We start from the raw sequence: 18,354 nt of genomic DNA on the forward strand, positions 1-18,354 counted from the left end.
TTCCCGCCGGCCTGTTTTAAGCCTGAGTTTCCAGCCAGTCGTCGAGGGTGTACAGCGTAGCGCCTGCGGCGGCCATCTCCATAAAGGCGTGCGCGCTATCCTGCGGCTGGAGGTTGACCCCGCGGCAGCCGTCGGTAATGACGTTGACGGTATAGCCGAGATCCAGCGCATCCAGCACGGTGAATTTGACGCAGTAATCGGTCGCCAGCCCAAGAATGATCAGATCGGTGATATCGCGTTGGCGCAGCCACCCATCAAGCCGGGTTTTTTGCCGATGTCCGTTGTCAAAAAATGCGCTGTAGCTGTCGATCGCCGGATTTTCCCCTTTATGAAACACCGCGGCTATCGCCTGCTGCTGCAGCAGCGGATGCAGCGCCGCACCTTCGCTGTTCTGCACGCAGTGATCGGGCCAGAACGTTTGCGCCAGGCCATCGAGCTGTCCCTGGGTATAAGGTTCGACCTGATGTTGGCTGGCGAAGCTGCCGTGGTTTGCCGGGTGCCAGTCCTGGCTGGCGACAACGGTTTCGCCGCAGGCGAGACAATGGTCGATAAGTCGGTTGGCGATATCTATGGTGCTATCACCTTCCGGTACGGCAAGTGCGCCGCCCGCGCAAAAATCGTTTTGTAAATCGACCAGCAGTAGTGCGCGATTCGTCATCGGTTCTCCTTACTCATCGGGGGTCAGTTCGCCACGCAGGTTTTCCTGCATCAGGTTGCGAATCTCATCGACGCTCAGATTCTGACTCAGCAGGTAGTGTAGCTTGGTCAGCGTGGCCTCAACGGTCATATCAAAACCGCTGATGACGCCTGCCTGGGCGAGGGCGTTACCGGTGGCATACCCGCCCATATTGACCTTGCCGGACATGCACTGGGTCAGGTTAATGACCACGATTCCGCGCTGGCTGGCTTCCGCCAGAACCTGGATGAACTCGCCGTTTTGCGGGGCGTTGCCGACGCCATAGGAGCGCAGAATCAACGCTTTCACCGGCTGACGCAGGAAATTTCGCACCACATCGGCAGAAATGCCCGGATAAATCGTAACGACGCCAATTGGCTGCGGCGTGATGGGATGCACAATCAGCTCGCCGATACCGTGTGGCGCTGGCGGCGTGCCGAGGCGACGAATGTGGATCCCGGCTTCCAGTAAAGGAGCCAGATTAGGGGAGGCGAAGGCATCGAAACCATCGGCATGGGCTTTGGTCGTGCGGTTGCCGCGATAGAGACGGTTATTGAAGAACAGCGTCACTTCATTAATCGGGTAATTAGCGGCAACGTACAGAGCATTCAGCAAATTGATCTGCCCGTCGGAGCGCAGCTCGGCTAACGGGATTTGTGACCCTGTCACAATAACCGGTTTACCCAGATGCTCGAGCATGAACGACAGCGCTGAGGCGGTAAAGGCCATGGTGTCAGTGCCGTGCAGGATAACAAAGCCGTCGTACTCGTCGTAATGCGCGCGGATGTCGTCGGCGATGTGCTGCCAGTCTTCTGGCGTCATATCGGAAGAGTCCATCAGCGGTTCATATTCATGAATCGTAAAGTCCGGCATCTCCGGACGGTGGAACTCAGGCATCAGCGCCAGCTGACGCTGCAGGTGGCCGGAAACGGGAATATAACCGTGTTCTGAGCGCTGCATACCGATGGTCCCACCGGTGTAGGCAACGTAAATCGATTTCTTTTGCATATCATCGCTTAGGTTGTACATAGACAGGCGCAGTATAAGGTGACCGCTAAAAAAATACAGCGCAATCCCCTTCATACTTCAAGTTGCAGGTACGTTGGGGCGCGTGTTCCCCCGACAACATTGACGTTGTCGGGGAGAGGGGCCAGATGGAGGAATTAGCGGATATTGGCGCAGGTTAAGCAGAACGCGTAGCGGTTCTGCGGATCGTTGAACGCGGCGAGCTTATCGCTCTCAGCCTTGACGGCATTGGCCGCGGCGGCAACCGGCGCCGGCAGCCAGGCCTGCAGTGCCGCTGGCAGCGACGCGCGGACCGAACCGGTCAGGCTATCGATCACCATTGAGAAGAACGTCGGCTCTTCCTGGTAGTAGTTGATATGCCACTGTTTCAGCTTCGCCAGCTCCGCGGCTTTTGCCACCGCGTCGTCAAAGTCGCCCAGGCTATCAACCAGCCCGTTAGCTTTCGCATCTTCACCGGTCCAGACATGGCCCTGGGCAATCTGGTCGATTTTCTCCGGCGTACTGTTACGCGCGTTGGCCACCAGCGTGATAAAACGTTTGTAGCCGTTTTCGATGCTCAGCTGCATCAGCTGCTGAACCTCAGGCGGCAGCGATTTGGTGGTGGAGACATCGGCCAGCGCCGACGTCGCCACGCCATCGGTATGGACGCCGATCGAATCCAGCGTATTTTCGACGGTGTTAATGACGCCGAAGATGCCAATCGAGCCGGTGAGGGTACTTGGGTTGGCGACGATATAGTTGGCCGGCGTTGAGATCCAGTAGCCGCCGGAAGCGGCCATGCCGCCCATGGAGACCACCACCGGTTTACCTGCGGCTTTCGCCGCCGCCAGCTCTTCACGAATCACTTCCGAGGCGCTGACGCTGCCGCCCGGGCTGTTGACGCGCAGGACAATCGCTTTCACCTTCGGATCGAGGCGGGCATCGCGAATCTGTGCGGCGGTCGTGTCTCCGCCGACATTACCCGGCGTCTCTTCGCCGTCCATGATCGCGCCGTTAGCGAAGATCACCGCAATGGTAGCGCCCTGGTCAGACGGCGTTTTCACGCTGTAATCGTAATAGCTGATCGCGCGATAGTTATTATCCGCTTTGCTCCAGCCGAACTGTTTGGTCAGCGCCTTCTCCACGTCGGTGGCGGTACCCAGCTCATCTACCAGCTTGTTGTTCAGCGCGTACTGCGCCGTATCGCCGTCCACTTTACGCAGACCGTCAATCAGCCCCTGAGCGCCAGGGAACAGCTGCTGAGCCGTGATTTGGCGGTTAGCGGCGATGGTATTGAGATAGTTTTGCCACAGCTCGCCAATCCAGCGGCTGTCGGCTTCACGGGCGGCAGGCGACATATCGTCGCGGATAAACGGCTCGACCGCCGATTTATAGGTCCCGACGCGGAAAACGTGGGTTGAGACTTTCAGCTTGTCGAGCAGAGATTTGTAATACAGGCCGTTGGTGGCAAAACCGTGCAGATCGACCTCACCCTGCGGCGAAAGCCAGATTTTATTGGCGAAGCTTGCCAGATAGTACTGCCCCTGGCTGTAGCTGCTCCCCACGGCATACACCGGTTTACCGCTATCGCGGAATTCGCGCAGCGCCTTACCGATATACTGCATTGAAGGCTGATCGCCGCCGGCAAAATTTTTCAGATCGAGGACGATACCGGTGATATTGCGGTCATCTTTCGCCTGACGAATGGTCTGTACGATATCAAACAGCGAGTTTTCCTGGAGACGGTCGGAACTGGCGCCAAAGAGCTGACGACCGATCACGCCGAGTTTGCTACTGGCGGACGGTTTATCGACCACCACGCCGGTGATATCCATCAGCAGCGCGCCGCGAGCGGTATGTTCCGTTGTGGTGCTGCTGAACTGTGCCCAGATACCGACACAAACCAGAACCAGCAACAGGAAAACCACGTTCAGTGCGAGCTGGCGAATAAAGTTGAGTACCCGCCATGTCCATTTAAAAAATCCGGCGAGCAGCCGCCAAAGAGTTCGCATGTATTCTCCCTAACATTGTTAAAAATGGGCTAACCGCATGGGTTGCCGCGTCTGGTTATCCTAAAGAGACGGCTGACGCTTGTCAGCAGGAATCACCGGTCGTGCTGTAACAAAATTCTTGCGCATGTTAATTTTATGCAAAATGACATCACAGGAGTTACACAGATGGATGCTCTCGAACTACTGATAAACCGCCGCAGCGCTTCTCGTCTTGCAGAGCCGGCACCGAGCGGTGAACAACTGGAAAACATTCTCCGCGCCGGACTGCGCGCCCCGGATCATGGGACGCTGCAACCCTGGCGTTTCTTTATTATTTCTGATGAAGGCCGTGAACGCTTCAGTCAATTGCTGGAGAAAGGGGCGATTGAGGCCGGGCAGGATGACAAAGGTATTGAAAAGGCCCGCAGTGCGCCGTTCCGCGCTCCGCTGATTATCACCGTCGTCGCCCGCTGTGAAGATCACCCGAAGGTGCCGAAATGGGAGCAGGAAATGTCGGCCGGCTGCGCCGTGATGGCCATGCAGATGGCGGCGTTGGCGCAGGGATTTAACGGTATCTGGCGCAGCGGCGCATTGACCGAAAGCCCGATCGTCCGGGAAGGTTTTGCCTGCCGCGAGCAGGATAAAATCGTCGGTTTTCTCTATCTGGGAACGCCGCAGCTTAAAGCCTCCACGACCGTTTCTCTGCCTGACACCGCGCCGTTTGTGGTCCGTTTCTGAGCAACGCAGGGTCAGAACAGCCCGGCAGGCGTGAACCGCCGGGCTGTCGCGCCGACTATTTCTGCTGTTTCGCAAACTCGTCTTTGGCTTTTTGCAGCTGCTGCTGGAAGGCCGGATTGGTATGCAGGGTTGCAACCACCGCCGAGCCGACAATCCGCGCGGCGTCAACATCGCTCTGCCAGTGGTAACCGCAGATCACCCGACTTTCACCGAGCTCATAGCCGCGCTTGAGAATCTCATTCTGGCGCTGCGGGTTGATTTCGGCCAGCACCAGGGCGGTCGCCCAGCCGATAGAGGTGTGTCCGGAAGGGTAGGAGCCGTTTTTCGACAGCTTATCCTGTTCGGTGGTATTGCAGGTGGACACGCCGTAGAAGGCAAACGGACGAATACGCATATACTTCTCTTTCGCGCCTCGGGTCGCCAGATCGCCCGCGTCTTCAATCATGTTGGTGAGCAGTTTGTGCAGCGCCGGGGCGTCTTTTTCGCTGATCGGGGAGCCGAATGCTGCGGAGAAGGCGTTGGCCACGCCACCCGCGCTCAGGTTGGCATCCTCTGCCGCCAACTTGCCGCGGGCGGTGGCGCGCAGCAGACGGCCTTTCTCATACATCGCCTGATCGTTTAAAAACGCAATGCTGCCCACTTCCGGCGGCGGTGGCAACAGCGCCAGGCTGTCAATGGCCTGGGCATTTTTCAGATAGTAGAGATCGGGCTTGGTGGTGGCATCATTGCCGGCGGGAACCAGCGCAAAGGCGCTAACTGAAAAGAGGCTGGCAAGGCAAAGGGCGAGTACACGCTTTTTCATCAAGATATCCTTATTGTGGTGGAGGGGGACAATGGAGCGAAACTGACGCATTAAGATCCATTGTTTTGCTGAAATTAAGAGTCTGTCTCCTCAGGGCTATTTTGCGGAGCATTTTGCCCCGGGCAACACTGACAACGATTTCACCTTTCAGGGCGGCCCGTGCGCAACCTGCCTGTGCCAATAACGCCTGCCGGGATAGACGCTAAACTCTCTCATCCGGCGCGTTTTTCTTTGCCGGATGAGAGACGACTCAGGTACCGTTGATACCTGTTTACCGATAAACAGAACGCGCGATGCGGGTGTAGGTATGCCTGACCCCACGAATAGCAATACTGTAGGCCAGAATATTCTCCGGTAATGCCATCCCCATATAACCCGTATCGCCAATATGGTGCAGGTCGGCGCCCGCCATTTTACTCATCAACGCTATCTGACGAACGGTGCCGACATCAGCGCCTTCCTGGGAGGTCCCAATCGCCGTCATCGCCAGCACGCCATGCGCATGTGCCGTATCGATAAGCGATGCCACACGTTGCTGACTCATTCCCGGTATCGTGCCTGGGGCCGGGAGCAACACAATATCCGCCCCCTGGGCGGCGAACCAGCTAACATCCTGCTCGCTGATAATGCTGCTGCCGCTTTCGCGCACCACTCCCGCACCGTGCATTTTCCCGGTGATAATCACCGCGCTGTCGCCCACCGCCTGGCGAATCTCTTCGGCGGCGATCCCCAGCGCCCGGTTGCTGACTCCGTTAGCCGGGTTGCCCGTTAACACCAGAATTTTCGCCCCCATGGCGACCAGCTTACGGGCATTGTCAGCCGTTGCCGAGCGCCCCGGTCTCATTTTCCAGATATCGTCATGGGCAACCGCAAATTCCGGGTCTACGGCCTCCAGATTGACACCAATAATACGCCCGGTCAGGCGCTGCAGTTCATGCAGCGTTTTTTCCGGCGCGATATCGGCAGGCAACCCCTCAATATGCGGGTTTTCACAGTCAAACATATTAATCAGCAGGATATCCGCGCCCTGCGATGCGGCAAGCTCGGCATTGGTGACATTGTTCAGCAATGGCTGAGTGATGGCGATAGATTCACTGACCATGACCCGGCCTTCGCTGGCGCGAATGGCATACAGCAGCTGCGCTTTATTCATCGACACAAAATCGGAAGCACAGCAGTCCAGTAAACGTTTAGTTGTCATTGATATATGCCTCGTTGCTGAGTCAGTTCTCTGATTTTTCCTGCGGCCTGAGCAGGCAGTATCAGCGCCTCGACCCGCGGCGGCATGCTGGCGGAAAAAATTCCCTGCATCAATTTACCTCAGTCATCATCAGCCATCTTTGGTTCAGTTAAAACTAAACCACTTATGTACCATTAGTGAACCATACAGAATAAAAATGGATCCTGCCTACGACAAAATGGCCATTTTGTGATCTGAGAGGCTTTTCTCTGTCGCTGATTTGAGGATGACAACGAGCGATTCCTGGTTAAGAATTGGTTCACAGAAACTGGACCAGTTACCACTTGCGCAGAGAGACGATGAACACAACTTCGCATCCCGGGTTTTATCTCGATCAATCCAGCGCGTTGCCGCTGTATATGCAACTGGTGAATGCCATTAAGTTAGCCGTTTCTGAAGGCCGGCTTCGTCCTGGCGATGTTCTGCCGTCAGAACGGGCGCTGGTAGAGATGCTGAATATTGCGCGAGGCACAGCCCGAAAAGCATTACAGCAGTTGCTGGAGGAGGGGGTGCTGATCCGCAATCAGGGATCCGGGACCTTCGTGGCTCCGCATGTGCGCCAGTCCCTGCCATCGCTGGAAAGTTTTACTGAAATGGCGGCAGCGAGCGGAGGCACAGCGCAAAGCGAGCTGGTGGGATATCTGCGGCGGTTAGCAACCCAGGAGGAGCGCCATGCTCTGCAACTGACAGAAGGTCAAAGTGAAATTGTCGAACTGACCCGGCTCAGAAAAATTAACGGTATCGCCGTTTCTTTGCAGACGGCGGTTTTGCCGGCGCTTCTGCTGGATAAAATCAGCGAAATGGATGAATCGTTATATCAGCACCTGGAGACCAAAGGCTCACCGGTACTGCGGGCAACTCAGCACTTCAGGGCCGTATCAACGGACGGTCAGCTGGCTTACTATCTGAACATCAAACAAGATGAGCCGCTTTTGCTGGTGACCCGGATTGGCTTCACCTACGATGACAGGCCAGTGGAATACACCCGGACCTGGTGCCTGAATGATTACTATGATTTTACGCTTGAGCTACGTCGAGAAGCGCCATAGCGGCGCGCTGTCGCTCGGTGGCAGGCTGGCCCGCTGAGCGTGAAAATGGCGGCAGGGTCCCGGGCGCAGAATTTCGCGATGGAAGGCGCTGATTTTTACCGTCCCGCCGATCCGCATTTTGTCTGAGATGTCTGATAATCCTGAACCTCATCGGACTTTCAGCGACAGTGAAAATAGCGCGGTCAAGAGTGTTGTCCATCGCAAAATCGTCTATTTGTCTGCTTAATGAGCAACCATTCGCGATTTCGGACTGTCATACTTACCACCTTGGCGTTTGAGCGCTACCATAGCGGGATTGCAATGACAGGAGATGTCCATGAGCGAGCAAGCTATTCGTTTAACGCAATACAGCCACGGAGCCGGTTGTGGTTGTAAAATTTCCCCTAAAGTACTGGAAACTATTCTGAAGAGCGATCGGGCGAAGTTTATCGATCCGAACCTGCTGGTGGGGAATGAGACCAGTGATGATGCGGCGGTTTACGACCTTGGCAACGGGACGTCGATCATCAGCACCACCGACTTTTTTATGCCGATAGTCGACAGCCCGTTCGACTTTGGCCGTATTGCCGCCACCAACGCCATCAGCGACATTTTCGCGATGGGTGGAAAACCGATTATGGCGATTGCCATTCTTGGCTGGCCGATTAATACCCTGGCGCCGGAAATTGCCCGCGAAGTCGTGGACGGCGGACGTTTTGCCTGCCAGCAGGCGGGCATCTCCCTGGCCGGTGGCCACTCGATTGACGCCCCGGAGCCGATTTTCGGTCTGGCGGTCACCGGCGTGGTACCCACCGAGCGGATCAAGAAAAACAGCACCGCCGAGGCGGGCTGCAGACTCTATCTCACCAAGCCGCTGGGCATTGGCGTGCTGACCACCGCAGAGAAAAAATCGCTGCTCAAACCGGAGCACCAGGGGCTGGCAACGGAAACCATGTGCCAGATGAACCTCGCCGGCGCGGCCTTTGCCACCATCGGCGGCGTAAAAGCGATGACCGACGTTACCGGTTTCGGCCTGCTGGGTCATCTGAGCGAAGTGTGTCGCGGCGCGGGTGTTCAGGCGCTACTGAACTACGCGGATATCCCGAAACTGCCGGGCGTTGAAGAGTACATTGCGGCGGGCGCCGTTCCCGGCGGCACCGGGCGCAACTTTGCCAGCTACGGCCATCTGATGGGCGACATGCCGGCAGCGTGGCGCGATCTGCTGTGTGACCCGCAAACCTCCGGCGGTCTGCTACTGGCGGTGACGCCGGAAGCGGAAGCCGAAGTGCGTGCCGCAGCCGAAGAGTTCGGAATTAAGCTTGCCGCCATCGGCGAGCTGGTGACCGCACGCGGCGGACGTCCCATGATCGAGATCCGTTGATTACATGCGGTTGTTTATTGCGGAAAAACCCAGTCTCGGTCGCGCCATCGCCGACGTGCTCCCCAAACCGCATCGCAAAGGTGATGGTTATATTGAGTGCGGTAACGGGCAGGTGGTCACCTGGTGTATCGGCCATTTGCTCGAGCAGGCTCAGCCGGACGTCTATGACGGGCGCTATGCGCGCTGGAATCTGCTCGACCTGCCTATTGTGCCGGAAAAGTGGCAGCTGCAGCCAAAACCGTCGGTGACCAAACAGCTCAACGTCATCAAGCGTCTGCTGGGCGATGCGCAGGAGGTGATTCACGCCGGTGACCCGGACAGAGAGGGACAGCTGCTGGTCGACGAAGTTCTCGACTATCTGCAGCTGGCGCCGGAAAAGCGCCAGCAGGTTCAGCGCTGCCTGATTAACGATCTTAACCCGCAGGCGGTGGAGCGGGCGATATCTCGCCTGCGCGCTAACAGCGAGTTTATTCCGCTATGCGTTTCGGCTCTGGCCCGCGCCCGCGCTGACTGGCTCTACGGGATTAATATGACCCGCGCCTATACGCTGCTCGGCCGCAATGCCGGTTACCAGGGCGTGCTGTCGGTCGGGCGGGTGCAGACGCCGGTGCTGGGGCTGGTAGTGCGGCGTGACGAAGAGATTGAGAACTTTGTCGCCAAAGATTTCTTTGACGTCAAGGCGCATATCGTGACGCCGAAGGATGAGCGTTTCGTCGCCACCTGGGTGCCGAGCGATGCCTGCGAACCGTATCAGGATGAAGAGGGGCGTCTGCTGCATCGTCCGCTGGCCGAACACGTGGTGGCGCGCATTGCGGGCCAGCCAGCGCGGGTGACCGCCTACAACGATAAGCGAGATTCGGAGCCGGCGCCGCTGCCGTTTTCGCTTTCGACGCTGCAGATTGAGGCGGCGAAGCGCTTTGGCTTTAGCGCGCAAAACGTGCTGGATATCTGCCAGAAACTGTATGAAACCCACAAACTGATTACCTATCCGCGTTCGGACAGCCGCTATCTGCCGGAAGAGCATTTTGCCGGTCGGCATGCGGTTCTTAATGCCATCGGGGTTCATGCGGCGGATCTGTTGCCGCAGCCGGCGGTTGATCCGGAAATCCGCAACCGCTGCTGGGACGATAAAAAAGTTGATGCGCACCATGCGATCATCCCGACCGCCCGCAGTAGTCAGGTGAAACTGTCCGATAACGAACAGAAGGTGTATAGCCTGATTGCGCGCCAGTATCTGATGCAGTTCTGCCCGGATGCGGTGTTCCGCAAGTGTCAGATCGATCTTGATATTGCCAATGGCAAATTTGTCGCCAAAGCGCGTTTCCTCGCCGAAGCCGGCTGGCGCGCGCTGCTGGGTAACAAAGAGCGGGATGAAGAGAACGACGGTACCCCGCTGCCGGTCGTGGCAAAAGACGACGAGCTATTGTGTGAAAAGGGCGAAGTGGTGGAGCGGCAAACTCAGCCGCCGCGCTATTTTACCGATGCAACGCTGCTGTCGGCGATGACCGGGATTGCCCGTTTTGTGCAGGATAAAGAACTGAAAAAGATTCTGCGTGCGACTGACGGTCTGGGTACGGAAGCGACCCGCGCCGGGATCATCGAGCTGCTGTTTAAGCGGGGCTTTTTAGTTAAAAAGGGACGCTATATTCACTCCTCCGATGCCGGACGCGCGCTGATTCACTCCCTGCCGGAGATGGCTGCGCGGCCGGATATGACCGCTCACTGGGAGTCGGTACTGACGCAAATCAGCGAGAAGCAGTGCCGTTATCAGGACTTTATGCAGCCGCTGGTCGGCACGCTTTATCAGCTGATTGAGCAGGCCAGGAGTACGCCGGTGCGTCAGTTCCGCGGCATTGTCGCCCCGGGCGGCGGTAAAAAGAGTTTTAGCAAAGGTAAAAGCAAAGCGAAAACGAAAGACAAGAAGCCCGCCGCGGATTCCGCCACGGAAAACCCATAAAAAAACCCCGGTCTTCCGGGGTTTTTTTATGGTTGCCGCTCATACCGGGGGTTAAGGGACGGCGGCAGAGAACCACGACGTCTTAAATGACGCCCTGCGCCAGCATGGCATCGGCCACTTTGACAAAACCGGCGATATTGGCGCCGCGGACGTAGTTGGTCTGCTGCGCTTCGCCGCCGTATTCAACGCAAGCGTGGTGAATATCCAGCATGATGTGGTGCAGGCGGGCGTCGACCTTCTCGGCCTTCCAGCTCATACGGGCTGCGTTCTGCGCCATTTCGAGGCCGGAAGTGGCGACGCCGCCGGCGTTCGCAGCTTTGCCCGGCGCGAACAGCACGCCCGCTTCGAGGAACAGATCGGTGGCGGCGATGGTGGTCGGCATGTTAGCGCCTTCGGCAACGGCCTTCACGCCGTTAGCGATCAGCAGGCGCGCCGCATCGACATCCAGTTCGTTTTGCGTGGCGCAAGGCAGCGCGATATCCACAGGAACGGACCACGGCTGTTTGCCTTCGAGGTAGGTCAGACCATACTCGCGGGCGTAGTCGGCAACGCGGCCGTCGCGGCTGGCTTTGATTTCGCACAGACGGGCCAGTTTTTCCGGGGTAAAGCCGGCTTCATCGACAACGGTGCCGCTGGAGTCAGAGGCGGTGATCACGCGGGCGCCGAGGGCCATCGCTTTTTCGATAGCATATTGCGCCACGTTACCGGAACCGGAAACCGCCACCCGCATCCCTTCGAAGCCCAGGCCGTGACGCTTGAGCATCGCGTCGGTGAAGTACACCAGACCGTAGCCGGTCGCTTCCGGACGAATCAGACTGCCGCCGAAGGAGAGCCCTTTACCGGTGAACACGCAGGCGCTGTTGTTGGAGAGTTTACGCATCATCCCGGCCATAAAGCCGACTTCACGACCGCCCACGCCAATATCGCCTGCCGGAACGTCGGTGTCCGGGCCCAAATGGCGATACAGTTCGGTCATCAGCGCCTGACAGAAGCGCATCACTTCACCGTCGCTCTTACCTTTCGGATCGAAGTCGCTACCGCCTTTTCCGCCGCCCATTGGCAACGTAGTAAGGGCGTTTTTAAAGGTCTGTTCAAAGCCGAGGAACTTGAGAATCGACAGGTTAACCGATGGGTGGAAACGCATGCCGCCTTTATACGGACCAATTGCCGAGTTGAACTGTACGCGCCACGCGCGGTTAACCTGAACCTGATTACGGTCGTCGACCCAGACGACGCGGAACTGAATAGCACGCTCTGGTTCAACCAGACGTTCCAGCAAAGAGAGCTGGCGATAGCGCGGGTTTTCCTCAAGGAAAGGCCACAGCGTGGTCATAACTTCACGGACGGCCTGAGCAAATTCGGTTTGATGCGGGTCGCGCTGTTGAACGCGGGTGAGAAAGCTTTCCAGAGTGCACATCTGATCCATAGATATAATTTCCCCTTATGGTTGTGGTTGCATGTATACGCGTCACGTTACAGATTGCCTCGCTGCCCGCTTTGGGAGCGCTTCTGCGGCCGCCCGATGCAATCTGAATGATTTTGTATCTCTTTTTTTATTATTCGGCCCTTGAAAAGACCGATTTTCCGACTATAACACCGGCAATCATCAGGCAAGCAAGGAAAAATTATCCAGACAGGAAAATTTATAATCTGGCGTCAGTCATAACTAAAAACGATGATGCCAGTGGCAGGGAATTAACGGGGAAGATCGGCGGTGCGTTGGGCAATAAATGCGTTCAGCAGCGGAATATCTGCCGGAGCAAGGTCGAAGGCGAGGGCCTCTTGCGGCGTGCACCAGCGCAGCTGGCGATGATAGTGGGCGGTGGGGAGGCCGCTAAAGCGCGCCACCCACCAGGCGTGCAGGTGAATCAGGCGGCCGGAGACCTCCCGTTGATGGCTGGCGATATAGCGCTCAACCTCCGCCGTGATACCGAGTTCTTCCTGCAGCTCACGGATAAGCGCCTGCGGCTGGCTCTCGCCGGGTTCCACTTTGCCGCCGGCAAATTCCCACAGGCCGGGCTGATCGGCGTGGGGTGGGCGCTGCGCCAGCAGAATTTTGCCATCCTGTTCAATAATGGCGGCTACAACATCAAGCGTTTTTTGCATCTGAATCATCGTTCCGGGCAGGATAATGGCCTATTATCACCGCCTTTGTCTTTGCCAGACAACCTTTAGCCCCTCGGAGATATGTTGTGCTCGATAGTCATCTGCATCCTCGCCTGAAACCCTTGCTCAATGTTTGCGCCGCGCGGCTGGATCGCCTCGGCGTCTCAGCCGACGGCGTGACCCTGACGGGCTTCGCCATTGGCGTTCTGGCGCTGCCGTTTCTGGGACTTCGTTGGTACGGGGCGGCGCTGGCGGCGATTGTAGTGAACCGGCTTCTCGATGGGTTAGATGGCGCGCTGGCGCGTCGCCGCGGGTTGAGCGACGCGGGGGGATTTCTCGATATTTCCCTCGATTTTCTGTTTTATGCCCTGGTACCGTTCGGGTTTATTATCGCCGATCCGGCGCAAAACGCCGTGGCCGGAGGCTGGCTGCTTTTTTCTTTTATCGGAACCGGCAGCAGTTTTCTCGCCTTTGCCGCGCTGGCGGCCAAACATCAGATAGCCAACCCGGGCTACGCTCATAAATCGTTTTACTATCTGGGGGGATTGACGGAGGGGAGTGAAACCATCCTGCTGTTCGTGCTGTGCTGCCTGTTTCCCGCGCATTTCGCCTGGCTGGCGTGGCTGTTCGGCGCACTCTGCTGGCTGACCACCGCCACCCGTATTTACAGCGGCTACCTGACGCTAAAGCAGCTTCAGCGTCAGGCATAACGCGGTTACTGGCTGCTATCCGGACCGCGCACGCCGGTCTGCACCGGGTTTTTCGGATCGCTGCTCCATTCGTACCAGCCGCCATCGTACACCGAGACATTTTTCCAGCCCATCGCGCGGGCGTACATAAAGGTCTCTGAGGCGCGCCAGCCGGTGCCGCAGTAGAACGACACCTGCTGATCGGGACGAATATTCCACTGTCGCCACATGGCGGTTATATCCTCCGCGCTGCGCATGGTGCCGTCCGGGTTGTGGAAGTCTTCCATATGGGTGGAGTCGCTCCCGGCATGCCCCCAGCGGGCGCCGGCAATCTCGCCTTTGGGCTTGATATAGCTATAGCCGCTGGTGGTGCCGATAAATTCCGGCCACGAACGGATACTGACCAGCGACGCATCCTGACGATGGAGCAGCGCGCGCGCCTGCTCCATGTTCAGCATCAGCTGCGGCTGACCGGGGATCGGCGCGCCGAAGTCTGGCGCCGGTTTTTGTTCCGGCGGCATGCCGCGTTCGACCGGCAGACCGGCATCGGACCAGCTTTTCCAGCCGCCGTCGAGCAGACGCACGTCTTTCACCCCGGCATACAGCAGAATCTGCGCTACGCGGGCGGCGGCGTAGACGTCGCGGCCGTAGAGAATCACCGTGGTGTCATGACGAATACCCTGTTTCGCCAGCAGCGCTTTCAGCTGCGCATCGGAGACCTTATTCCACAGCGGTTCGCTTTCGACCTCGTTGGTGTCGATATATCCGGCGCCGGGAATATGATTCAGCAGATAGAATTTTGGCGCGCCCCAGGCCGCTTCAATCACTTTCCACTGTCCGGCCGGTGCGGCGGCTACCGTTTTACCCTGCTGCAGATCGTGCAGCCACTGCGGGTAAACCAGTTGCTCAAAGTGCGGCAGCTTTTGCAGGCGATCGGGCTGACTCAGCGCATCGCTTAGGGTACTGAGATGGGTAAACCCTACGGCCTGCAGGCGCGAGGCGACTTTCGCGTTGTCTGTCTCGCTGCCGTACAGCGCGACGGGGGTATCGGCCTGCAGCTGATGCTGTCTGGCCCACGCGCTAAGCTGTTCATCGTTCATGGCGCTGAGCCAGCTGGCGGAGAGATTCAGCGCCTGCGGTTCGTGACCCTGCGGGCCGTTGGCCTGTTGGGGCCAGCCGTTGTAGAACGCGCTCGGGCGGGTATCAATCGTGATACCGTGCTGGCCCTGGAGCGTGGAGAGCGTCAGCGTTGGCATGGTTTCAGCGGCGAAGGAGGTGGAAGCAGCAAGCCCGATCAGCAGGGCGAGTGCGGTCAATTGAGAAACACGTTTCATCGAAATGCCCGACAAGAGAAAATTGAGCGCACATTTTCCGCTGCTCCCGGCGGGAATTCTTTGCGATAACGCAGGTTAGCAGGGTTTTCATTGCCAGTTGCGCATATTCAGACAGCGGCCGCGGTCGGGAATATCGTCACTGTCGTGAGTCACCAGCACCGCCGGAATGGCGAGGCGCGCCAGCTCATCAAATACCCAGCGGCGAAAACCGGCGCGTAGTTCGGCATCCAGGCGATTAAACGGCTCATCCAGCAGCAGTGCCAGCGGGCGCGCCAGCAGCGCGCGGAGCAGGCTGACGCGGGCGCGCTGGCCGCCGGAGAGTGTCGCCGGATCGCGGGAACTGAACCCGGCCAGTCCGGCCCGTTCCAGCGCCTGCTGCACCTGAATTTTGCGCTCCGCGCCGCGGATGTCTGCCGGCAGCGCCAGCAGCAGGTTTTGCCCGACGCTGAAATGGTCAAACAGCAGCGCATCCTGAAACAAAATCCCAATCCGCCGCCGCTCAGTGGGGCGTTCATCGCAGCGTTCGTTGTTGAGCCACAGCTCGCCGCTGGCATGAAAAGGGGCCTCCAGCGCGCCAATCATCCAGGCGAAAAGCGTGGATTTGCCGCTGCCGGATGGCCCCATCAGCGTCAGCACTTCTCCCGGCGAGACGGAAAATGCGATTTCCTGCAGCAGGGGACGATGATGCAGCGTCAGGGTCAGGTTGTTTACGGTGAGCACTAGCGTAATCCTCGTCGATAGCGGCCTGCCAGCCAGGCCAGCAGGGCGGTCAGGGAAAAGACAATCGCCGGCAGCAGCAGTTGCCATAATGCCTGCGCGGCGAGCGTTGAGGTATCGCCGCCGCTGCTGAGCGCCACGGCTTCGCTGGTTAATGTCGGCGTCCGCCCAGCCCCCAGCCACAGGGTGGGCAGATACTGGGCAATGCTGACCGAGAAGCCGACGGCCAGCGCCATCAGCAGCGGGCGTACCAGCATCGGTAGTTTTACCCGCCAGACTCTTTGCCAGCGCCCCCAGCCAAGGGTTCGCGCTACCAGTTCCAGACGCGGATCGCGGTGACGCCACGCCGGACGCAGAACAAACAGCATCCACGGCACTACCCACAGCAGATGGCCCCACAAGACGGTGGCAAATTGCCCATCCTGCCAGGTATACAGCGCCAGTTGATACTGGCCGTCGGCCAGCGGCAGTGCGGGCAGAACCAGCGGTAGCCAGACCCAGCCATCGCCGCGGGAAGGGCCGCACTCCAGCCACAGCAGGCAGATAAGCGCCCCCGCCAGGCAGGCGAGAAGCGCCAGCCCCAGGCTGTTCGCCAGGCTATCGTTTAGCGCAGAGGCGCTCTGCGCCAGCGCCGCCAGCAACAGCGCGCAAAGCAGACCGCTCAACGGCAGGCCGATTGCCAGCAGCCGTCCGGCGAGGGCGCGCGGCTGCGGACGACGAATACCTCGCAGGTCAGGGATCTGTCGCTGCCAGAGACGCCATCCACCCCAGGCGCAAACCAGCAACCCTCCGAGTATGAGCAGTAACAGCAGGCTGGCGAGGGCGCCTTTCGCCTGCTGCATATCATCCCCCTGGTTTAACCATTGCCAGGCGAGTACGGCAAGCGTAGGCGGGTTGCCCGGCCCGATCACCAGCGCGACATCCACCGTCGACAGGCTCCACGCGGCGGTGGCCACCAGAACGATAGCCAGTGAAGGCAACAGCGTCGGCAATATCAGCCAGTTCAGACACTGCCAGCGGCCGTATCCCTGGCTTTTCAGGACCGTGGCCTGCTCCGCCAGACGCTTTTCGCTCAGAAGACCGTAGATCACCCACAGCAAAAATCCGCTCTCTTTGATGGCCATCGTCAGCCCCAGACCAATGCCATAGCGATCGGCCAGCGGAGAGCAAACGGAACAGATGCGATACAACCCGCCGCCTTCGGCGAAAAGGAGCAGCGCGCCGGTGGCAAAGGCGACGTGAGGCACCGCTAACAGGAGCGGCAGGCGTCCCGCCAGTTGTCGCCAGCCGCGGGAGGGCCAGAGCGCGGCGACGAGGGTCAGGCTTATCAGCAGCGCGCCGCCGAGCGCGAGGAGCGTGGAGATCAGGGTCGCCGCCAGCGCCTGCCAAATCTGAGGATCGGCGAACAGCGCCTGCCAGCAGGCGAGGCGGAACGCCGGGGCGATCATGAGCGCAATGGCCGGGAAGACGGGCAGGTAAATCAGCGCCATGATTCCCCAGGCCAGCAGAATCAGTGGGTACCGTAACGGCGCAGCCATTCCTGCTCCAGGGCATCAACCCAGGCCGCGTGGGGTTCCGCCAGTACCGGCGGCAGGTTCTGTGGAGTCAGCGCCTGCAGCGCCTGGCGCTGGTCGTCGGGTAAGCTCTGCGGGTTTAACACGCTGGGGTCGCCCCACACTGCCGGATCGGCTTTACGCAGCTGTGCCGCCGGGGAGAGCAGGAAGTTGGCCACCACTTTGGCGCCCGCCGGGGCGCGCGCATTGGCCGGAATGGTCACGAAGTGCACATTGCCGAGCATCCCGCGCTTAAAACCAAAGCCATAGCTGTCCTTCGGCAGCTCGCCGCTGACCGCTTTTTGCCGGGCATGCAGCGGGTTAAACGTCAGCGACAGGCGGAGCGTGCCGTTCGCCAGCATGGCATCCAGGCGGGCCGGCGAGCCTGGGAAGTCGCGCCCCTCCCGCCACAGCAGGGGATGAAGCCTATCGAGATAGCGCCACAGCGGTGCGGTGACGGCGGCAAACGTCTGCGGGTCCGGGGGGAGACGCAGCGCGTCCGGGCGTTCCGTCAGGTCAGACAACAACTGTTCGAGAAAGGCGGTACCGGTAAAGTCCGGCGGACGCGGATAGGTGACCTCGCCGCGATGCGCGGCGGCAAAGGTCAGCAGCGCCTCCGGGCTGTCAGGCGGCGTCGGCGTCTGCGTACGTCGGGCGATAAAGGTGAGCTGCGCGCTGCCCCACGGCGACTCTGCGCCTTCGGTCGGCAGGGAGAAGTCTTCACGCACCGGCTGGCGGGTATCAACATAGCGCCAGTTTGGCAGCGTCTCCGCCCATCCGGTTTGCAGCAGGCCGGCGGTTTTCAGGGTGCGGAAGTTCTCGCCGTTGACCCACAGCAGATCGACGGAGCCATTATGCGTGCGCCCGGCACGGGCTTCCGTTTGCAGGCGCTTTACCGTATCCGCGGCATCGGCGATATGCACAATGCGCAGGTCGATAGCATAATCGCGTTTCACCTCAGCGCTGACCCAGTCGAGATAGCGATTTACCGCCGGGTCGCCGCCCCAGGCATTAAACCAGACCGTCTGTCCGTGGGCCTGGCGAGCGATCTGTTGCCAGCTATCGTCGGCGTGAGCGGCAAGCGGGGCGCACAGCAGCGCCGCAAGCCAGAGTAAACAGTAGCGCATGATCTGCTCC

General features: G+C 59.1%; 16 protein-coding genes. 5 read left to right on the forward strand and 11 right to left on the reverse strand.

Annotated features, from left to right (window positions below; genetic code table 11):
* Window positions 1-16 precede the first annotated feature (16 nt).
* From pncA to sppA, 3 genes are all read right to left on the reverse strand, one after another.
* Window positions 17-658 (reverse strand): bifunctional nicotinamidase/pyrazinamidase, encoded by a 642-nt coding sequence (gene pncA / locus AC007G_RS25850; RefSeq protein WP_142630340.1) that lies wholly within the window; start codon window positions 656-658, stop codon window positions 17-19.
* 9 nt (window positions 659-667) lie between these two features.
* Window positions 668-1,684, reverse strand: coding sequence for an asparaginase (gene ansA, locus AC007G_RS25855; protein ID WP_032688358.1), 1,017 nt, complete (start codon window positions 1,682-1,684; stop codon window positions 668-670).
* 155 nt (window positions 1,685-1,839) lie between these two features.
* Window positions 1,840-3,693, reverse strand: a complete 1,854-nt coding sequence (gene sppA, locus AC007G_RS25860) for a signal peptide peptidase SppA (RefSeq protein ID WP_032700221.1) — start codon at window positions 3,691-3,693, stop codon at window positions 1,840-1,842.
* A gap of 165 nt (window positions 3,694-3,858) precedes the next feature.
* On the opposite strand from sppA, the gene AC007G_RS25865 reads away from it, so the two are divergent.
* Window positions 3,859-4,410: an NAD(P)H nitroreductase gene (locus AC007G_RS25865; protein WP_032688201.1), complete on the forward strand. Its 552-nt coding sequence runs from the start codon at window positions 3,859-3,861 to the stop codon at window positions 4,408-4,410.
* A gap of 55 nt (window positions 4,411-4,465) precedes the next feature.
* On the opposite strand, the gene phoC is transcribed toward AC007G_RS25865, so the two are convergent.
* A complete protein-coding gene (gene phoC, locus AC007G_RS25870; protein ID WP_032688200.1) occupies window positions 4,466-5,212 on the reverse strand; it encodes an acid phosphatase PhoC in 747 nt (248 codons plus the stop codon).
* 271 nt (window positions 5,213-5,483) lie between these two features.
* Window positions 5,484-6,413: a DUF7916 family protein gene (locus AC007G_RS25875; protein ID WP_032688199.1), complete on the reverse strand. Its 930-nt coding sequence runs from the start codon at window positions 6,411-6,413 to the stop codon at window positions 5,484-5,486.
* Window positions 6,414-6,751: 338 nt separating this feature from the next.
* On the opposite strand from AC007G_RS25875, the gene AC007G_RS25880 reads away from it, so the two are divergent.
* The 3 genes from AC007G_RS25880 to AC007G_RS25890 all read left to right on the forward strand — a co-directional run bounded on the left by AC007G_RS25880 (window position 6,752) and on the right by AC007G_RS25890 (window position 10,818).
* Window positions 6,752-7,501 carry a GntR family transcriptional regulator gene (locus AC007G_RS25880; protein WP_032695841.1) on the forward strand — a complete coding sequence of 250 codons (750 nt, stop codon included), beginning with the start codon at window positions 6,752-6,754 and terminating at the stop codon, window positions 7,499-7,501.
* 316 nt (window positions 7,502-7,817) lie between these two features.
* Window positions 7,818-8,861, forward strand: coding sequence for a selenide, water dikinase SelD (gene selD, locus AC007G_RS25885; RefSeq protein ID WP_032688196.1), 1,044 nt, complete (start codon window positions 7,818-7,820; stop codon window positions 8,859-8,861).
* Between the two features lie 4 nt (window positions 8,862-8,865).
* Complete coding sequence (locus tag AC007G_RS25890) at window positions 8,866-10,818, forward strand: DNA topoisomerase III (protein ID WP_032695843.1); 1,953 nt, start codon at window positions 8,866-8,868, stop codon at window positions 10,816-10,818.
* Between the two features lie 82 nt (window positions 10,819-10,900).
* On the opposite strand, the gene gdhA is transcribed toward AC007G_RS25890, so the two are convergent.
* Both gdhA and AC007G_RS25900 read right to left on the reverse strand, forming a co-directional pair.
* Window positions 10,901-12,244 carry an NADP-specific glutamate dehydrogenase gene (gene gdhA / locus AC007G_RS25895; RefSeq protein ID WP_032688191.1) on the reverse strand — a complete coding sequence of 448 codons (1,344 nt, stop codon included), beginning with the start codon at window positions 12,242-12,244 and terminating at the stop codon, window positions 10,901-10,903.
* A 269-nt stretch (window positions 12,245-12,513) separates the two neighbouring features.
* A complete protein-coding gene (locus AC007G_RS25900) occupies window positions 12,514-12,924 on the reverse strand; it encodes a pyrimidine (deoxy)nucleoside triphosphate diphosphatase (RefSeq protein WP_047665518.1) in 411 nt (136 codons plus the stop codon).
* A gap of 86 nt (window positions 12,925-13,010) precedes the next feature.
* Here AC007G_RS25900 and AC007G_RS25905 point away from each other — a divergent pair, with 86 nt between their 5' ends.
* The gene (locus AC007G_RS25905) at window positions 13,011-13,634 is read left to right on the forward strand and encodes a CDP-alcohol phosphatidyltransferase family protein (RefSeq protein WP_032688189.1); all 624 of its coding nucleotides are present in this window, start codon (window positions 13,011-13,013) and stop codon (window positions 13,632-13,634) included.
* Window positions 13,635-13,639: 5 nt separating this feature from the next.
* Here the strand turns inward: AC007G_RS25905 and AC007G_RS25910 are convergent, their stop codons facing one another.
* The 4 genes from AC007G_RS25910 to AC007G_RS25925 form a co-directional block, all read right to left on the reverse strand.
* A complete protein-coding gene (locus AC007G_RS25910) occupies window positions 13,640-14,947 on the reverse strand; it encodes a sulfurtransferase (protein ID WP_142630338.1) in 1,308 nt (435 codons plus the stop codon).
* Between the two features lie 87 nt (window positions 14,948-15,034).
* The gene (locus AC007G_RS25915; protein WP_046852721.1) at window positions 15,035-15,667 is read right to left on the reverse strand and encodes an ATP-binding cassette domain-containing protein; all 633 of its coding nucleotides are present in this window, start codon (window positions 15,665-15,667) and stop codon (window positions 15,035-15,037) included.
* Window positions 15,667-17,202, reverse strand: a complete 1,536-nt coding sequence (locus AC007G_RS25920) for an ABC transporter permease subunit (protein ID WP_032688184.1) — start codon at window positions 17,200-17,202, stop codon at window positions 15,667-15,669. The genes AC007G_RS25915 and AC007G_RS25920 overlap by 1 nt, the downstream gene beginning before the upstream one ends.
* Window positions 17,175-18,344 (reverse strand): ABC transporter substrate-binding protein, encoded by a 1,170-nt coding sequence (locus tag AC007G_RS25925; protein ID WP_142630335.1) that lies wholly within the window; start codon window positions 18,342-18,344, stop codon window positions 17,175-17,177. Before AC007G_RS25925 ends, AC007G_RS25920 begins: the two co-directional genes overlap by 28 nt.
* Between the last annotated feature and the right edge of the window lie 10 nt (window positions 18,345-18,354).

The organism is Klebsiella sp. CSG-1, assembly GCF_056521145.1.